The sequence below is a fragment of the Photorhabdus kleinii genome, from assembly GCF_025384885.1.
Lineage (GTDB): Bacteria > Pseudomonadota > Gammaproteobacteria > Enterobacterales > Enterobacteriaceae > Photorhabdus > Photorhabdus kayaii.
This window is the reverse complement of record NZ_JAJAFY010000093.1, coordinates 1-5,561: the sequence shown is the minus strand read 5'-3', so window position 1 is coordinate 5,561 and position 5,561 is coordinate 1. Positions and strand designations below refer to the sequence as shown.

Annotated in this window: 6 protein-coding genes; 3 read left to right on the top strand and 3 right to left on the bottom strand. The window is 42.0% G+C overall.

From position 1 onward, the window contains the following. From LG003_RS22310 to LG003_RS22300, 3 genes are all read left to right on the top strand, one after another. The coding region (locus LG003_RS22310) for a plasmid pRiA4b ORF-3 family protein (RefSeq protein WP_262981676.1) at window positions 1-429 on the top strand (429 nt) is incomplete at its 5' end. An 80-nt stretch (window positions 430-509) separates the two neighbouring features. Continuing rightward, window positions 510-1,103 (top strand): recombinase family protein, encoded by a 594-nt coding sequence (locus tag LG003_RS22305; RefSeq protein WP_262981675.1) that lies wholly within the window; start codon window positions 510-512, stop codon window positions 1,101-1,103. Between the two features lie 24 nt (window positions 1,104-1,127). Next, complete coding sequence (locus tag LG003_RS22300; protein ID WP_390894162.1) at window positions 1,128-2,516, top strand: ISKra4 family transposase; 1,389 nt, start codon at window positions 1,128-1,130, stop codon at window positions 2,514-2,516. Between the two features lie 224 nt (window positions 2,517-2,740). Here LG003_RS22300 and LG003_RS22295 read toward each other — a convergent pair whose 3' ends face one another. From LG003_RS22295 to LG003_RS22285, 3 genes are all read right to left on the bottom strand, one after another. Beyond that, window positions 2,741-3,670, bottom strand: a complete 930-nt coding sequence (locus tag LG003_RS22295) for an Rpn family recombination-promoting nuclease/putative transposase (RefSeq protein WP_152964028.1) — start codon at window positions 3,668-3,670, stop codon at window positions 2,741-2,743. A 78-nt stretch (window positions 3,671-3,748) separates the two neighbouring features. Further along, on the bottom strand, window positions 3,749-3,991 hold the full coding sequence (locus LG003_RS22290) for a hypothetical protein (protein WP_262981673.1): 243 nt from the start codon (window positions 3,989-3,991) through the stop codon (window positions 3,749-3,751). A 176-nt stretch (window positions 3,992-4,167) separates the two neighbouring features. Next, window positions 4,168-5,157: an IS110 family transposase gene (locus tag LG003_RS22285; protein WP_262981672.1), complete on the bottom strand. Its 990-nt coding sequence runs from the start codon at window positions 5,155-5,157 to the stop codon at window positions 4,168-4,170. Window positions 5,158-5,561 lie beyond the last annotated feature (404 nt).

The window sequence follows — 5,561 nt, the reverse complement described above, 5'->3', positions numbered from 1 at the left end:
ATCTACGGTAAAGACTATGGTATCAGCTATGAAGGGGGTCTCAGTTTTTATAATGATCCCTGGGCTGTTTCACTTGCGTCTTTTCATTTCGAAAACCGTGATAAATTCACTTATGAGTATAATTTCTATCGGCATGGGTTACTGGATATCCGCATCGAAGCGATTGAACCTGACTCAAATAAAAGCACGCCATTCTGTCTCAGTGGGCAAGGTATGCCTGATGTCACTCAATATGATGAAACCGAAGCGACATTGAAGCTATTGGAAGCCATTGTCGAAAGTGATGACAGCACAACGTTTGGCGACATCCAAGAATTCCTCGACGAGTTCAATCGCGTCAAATTTAATCGCCATCGACTCAACCGGTTATTAAAGGATTATGATTTTTATACACCAAACTACTCGCAAGGCTTAGACTGGATTCTATGAAAGTATACTTTTACGTAAATAGCGATCTCAGCCCTTAAATTGTCTCTAAAGGTGGTGTAAATTGAGGTTTAGAGAGTATCATGAAAACCTCTATAACCTTTATGGATTATTCTATGATTTATGCTTATATTTGTATCAGTTCTTCTGAGCAAAATGCTGCGCGGCAAGAAATGGCGATTCAAAATTCAGGTTATAAAGTTAAAACAGTTTTTACCGATATTGCCAGCGGCAAAGATACGCATCGCCCCTATTTACAACAATTATTATCGATACTCGTATCTGGGGATACATTGATTGTTCATTCAATCGATCGCTTGTGCCGAAATATGATGGATATGTGTAATTTAACACTTGATCTAAAACAACGAGGGGTTTCACTTATTTTTCTAAAAGAAAATATTTGTTTTTCTGCACATGAAAATAACCCACTACAAGAACTGCAATTGCATATGATGTCAGCATTTAGTCAATTTGAACGAGCTCTGATTAGGGAACGTCAAGCTGAAGGAATTGCCGCTAAAAAGCATAGAGGGGAACAGACTGGCCGCCCTCCTGCAGATAAACGTAAGGTCGCAATGGTTGATGAATTAAAAGCGAAAGGTATTCGCCTTAAAATAGCCTGTGATAACGTCGGAATAGGTGTTTCAACTTACTATAAGTTAAGGAAAAGATAATCCATTAACTTCGGAGGTCGTATGATAAAAATCGTAGTGACAGCAAAGGTAATACACGATGATGGTTCCACCTATCAGGAAATCTTATTAACGTCACAGAAAACCACCGAACAAGATGAACCTTTGGGATTATCCCTTAACGAATCAAAGACATTAATCAATAGTGCTCAATTAGCTATCATACAGTCTCAAAGCCAAGCCTATATGCAAGCGCATCGAGGATGCCCACACTGTCATCAACGTCGTCAAATAAAAGATCATCAGACTCGATATTATCATACTTTATTTGGGGTCATTCCGATTAAAGGGCTTCGACTGTACCGCTGCAGCTGTGAGACAAATAATACAAAATCAGTCAGCTTGCTCAGTGAATGGCTACCCGAAAATATCCATCCCGAACTAAAATATATTGAAGCTAAATGGGCCTCATTGATGTCTTACGATCTTACTGTGGATAGATTGAAAGATATTTTACCCATTAATAAAACGTTAAATGCCGCCACAGTACGTAATCACTTAATCAGTGTCGCTAAACGACAAGAAGCTGAGTTAGCCGAGAAACCCGATTTTCTCGATAAAACCGCTTATGACAATGAGCAGTTACCCCGCCCAGGAAAACCGATGGTGATAGGATTTGATGGGGGTTATGTCCGAGATTGCCATAACCGAAAAAACAATTTTGAAATCATTACAGGAAAAGCTTACGCCGAAAATATTCAAGCAAAACGGTTTGGTTATGTTCACACGTTTGAAAATAATCCAAGGAAACGCTTACTTTCTGTACTCAATGCCCAAGGGATGCAAACTAACCAACAGATATCATTTTTGTCGGATGGGGCTGATAACCTAAGAATGATGCAAATCGGGATTTACCCCGAAGCTGAGCATATTTTAGATTGGTTTCATATTAGTATGCGCCTAACAGTGCTTAATCAGTGTGCTAAAGGGCTCATCACACAATGCTCTGATATTGGTATAGAATTAAAAAATTTACTCGAAAAAACAAAATGGTACCTATGGCATGGTAATGTCGATCAGGCGCTAGAACAGCTCGATAGCTGTTTAGGCATTTGTGATGATGAAGAAGATAACCAAGTCTATAAAAACAGTAAAAAAGTGGTGCGGTATTTAGAGGAAATGATAACTTACCTTGGTAATAACCAAGGTATGATCCCCAATTATGGGGAACGGCATCGCTATAGTGAACCCATTTCAACGGCATTTGTGGAATCAACAGTGAATGAAGTTATTGCAAAAAGAATGGCAAAAAAGCAGCAAATGCAGTGGAGCCAAGAAGGTGCTCATTACCTTTTACAAACTCGAGTGGCCGTTTTGAATGATGAATTAGAAAGTCTCTTTCACCGTTGGTACCCTAAACTGAATAACACGAATTTAGATGCAATGGCGGCGTAAATACCCCAGACTTTTTTATGCTCTCCTATTATTAATGTAAATAGTTACCCATCTTAGTTTTGCAAAGACTAATTTTGATTTATGATGGGCTTGCTTAAATCTATCCGGCGTCATATAAGCAAAAATGCCCGCGCCCCAATGAGTTCCGCGCCTGTTGACATTAGCAAATACTTTTACCCACCTTAAAAAGGTGAGTAAAAGTACAAAAAATAGAAAGGAAAAGGTTATTGTAAGGAGAGGAGTTCTTCACGGCTAAGACCGGTGCTTTTCATAACCAGTTCAATACTGGCACCATTCTTTAAAAAGGCACGGGCAATATTAATTGAAGCTTGTTTTTCACCTTCCTGAATGCCTTCCTGAATGCCCTGTTGAATACCTTGCTGAATACCTTGTTCCCGTAATCTCTGTGCAATATTCATTATTGCCTCCTGATGGCTGCCTACCTGTTCAATCAGTTTCTGAAGTACCTGTTCAAAATGTGGAGAATCCATTGTAACAAACAGGTAGTTAAGAATAGTAACAACATCGTTGTCACTATTATAATTGTACTTAAGGGCCTGTGCCAATAATGTGGTCACAGCTTCAACCCTGTCTCGCAAATTTTTATGTTTCATCGCCAGTTCCATCACGGCGATTTTGCGATGATTGACTAACTCATTATCATCAATCACGGTCACATCGACTAGTGGAAATGGATTGAAATACACCTCTTCCGCTAAGCGAGGTAATGAAAAGCATTGTGTCCAGCGTTGCTGGAAAGGATAAGGGCTGCTATCACCGTGGTAAAACAAAACGGGCACAACCAGCGGGAGTTCCTTATTTCCTTGTTGAAGGTGTTGATTCATCGCCATAAAAGCATAATGCATCATGCGCCATGCCATCATTTTATCCGGCGTTGACTGATGTTCAACAAGTACATAAATATAACCGTCACCTTGTTGAGTTTTCACCGAATAGAGCACATCGGACATTCTTGAACGTAACTGACGGTCAATGAATGAAGAATTAGTCAGTGTTAACGTATTAAAATCACATAGCCTCTTAATTTTCTCCGGCAGATGAATGTCAAAAAAGTCTCGGGCATTCTCTATCTGAGCCATAAACCCTTTGAATGTAGCATCATGGGGTGTGGGGCGCGCCTTTTTATTATTCATATTTTCTTATTAAAAAATAATTCCCATCATCAGTGTACAGCACAATAAAGTCTAGTACCAAGGTGGTTTTATAATTCATCATGCTACGTTATCAGCCGTGACCAGTTGACTGAGCGCTTGTGCTGTCTGGCACATAGGCTCAGCAAACGCCAACAATGTTTCCAGTGAAACACGAATGGCAGGGGCATGCACATAGACACAGGCAATCAATCGATTTTTTTGATGAGAGCATAAAAAATCTATGGTTCCCCTCGTTTTTGCAACACTCATTTTTGATGAATTTTTGGCTTGCTTAAATCTATCCGGCGTCACTGTAGGCAAGGAGCCTGCGCCTCGATGAGTTCCGCGCCTGATGAACCTTAAAACCTTGTCGGCTTGAAAGAGCCATTTTTTATGTTAGGTTTCTCATCAGGCCGGTAGGCCGTTCATGTCATCAATAATCAGTCTTCGCAAAACCAGTGGGGTAACATTTAAATAGGTTCACAATGACGCCAGCTTTAGGCGACAAATACCGTGTGTTGTGTCGTAATAGCCCACGCTATCCGGGCGAGTTTATTAGCCAATGCACAGGCCACGATATTAGAGTGCTTTCGTTCAAGCTGCTGCTTAACCCAGTCAGCCAGTTTTCCCTGCCGGTGCTCAATCTGTTGCATGAATGACCGGGCACAGAGTACCAACAGTTGCCGGAGCTTCTTGTCTCCCCGTTTGCTGATACCCAATAAGGTCGTCCTTCCCCCGGTGCTGTACTGGCGGGGAACCAAACCCGTCGAGGCCGCAAAATCCCGGCTGCGAGAATATTGTTTTCCATCACCCAGTTGTGAGGAAAGCACACTCGCCGTGATGGGACCAATACCGGGGATCGTCATCAGCCGTTGTCCGGTATCATCCTGAATGATTTCCTGTGACAGTGCGGTCTCAATCTCGGTGATTTGTCCAACCAGATAGTGATAATGCGCCTGTAACCGTAGTAATATTTGCACCAAATAAGGTGGAAGAGGATGTTCGGCCAAAACAGTGGAGAGTCGTTTTATCACGGCAATCCCCTTGGGCATACTGATGCCAAACTCAAGCAGGAAAGCTTGCATCTGATTGGTGGTTTTGACTTTATCCCGGACACGATGCAACGCTCGCATGGCTTGTTGGGCTTCCGTTCTGGGCTGAACAAAACGCATTGAAGGTCGTGAGGCGGCTTCACAGATGGCTTCCGCGTCAATAAAATCATTCTTGTTACTTTTGACAAAAGGACGGACAAACTGCGGTGAAATCAGCTTAGCCTCATGCCCCAAATCAGCGATCCGCCTTGCCATGAAATGCGCGCCAGCACAGGCTTCCATCACAACCGTTGCCGGAGAGCAATCGGCTAAGAATTCCATCAATTTAGTTCGGGTGAATTTTTTACGTAGCAGAGCTTTTCCCGATTGCTCCTGACAATGGACATGAAAAGAATGCTTGCCGGGATCGATGCCAATCAGTGCGATAGTGTTCATGATGGTAGCCTCTTATCAAAGATAATCACTCTGCTAATATACTGCCGTTAGAGTGAGGGGAACCATCTCATTACCTTGGGGTAATCTTTTAATGTTCCCCTCAGATGACCGTTCTGAATGGCAAGCTAAAAGCACAACTTGAGCGTTGGTATCCTAGCATCAAAATTATGAGCTAGCTGGAGTATGGTTGATAGTTCTACATTATCTATCACAGCATAACACCAATGTAGTGCCCCAAGGTTTTTTATGCTCTACTATTTGGGGAGAGCATAAAAAAGTGTGGGGCATTTATGTGGCAAAGCAGCTAAAGAAGCCACTTTAACGTATAAGTATTCATGGGCCGATAATGGGTAATAGTCCGGTTGAGTTGCCCATTTTACCGCTAAATAATTCAAGTGCCCCAG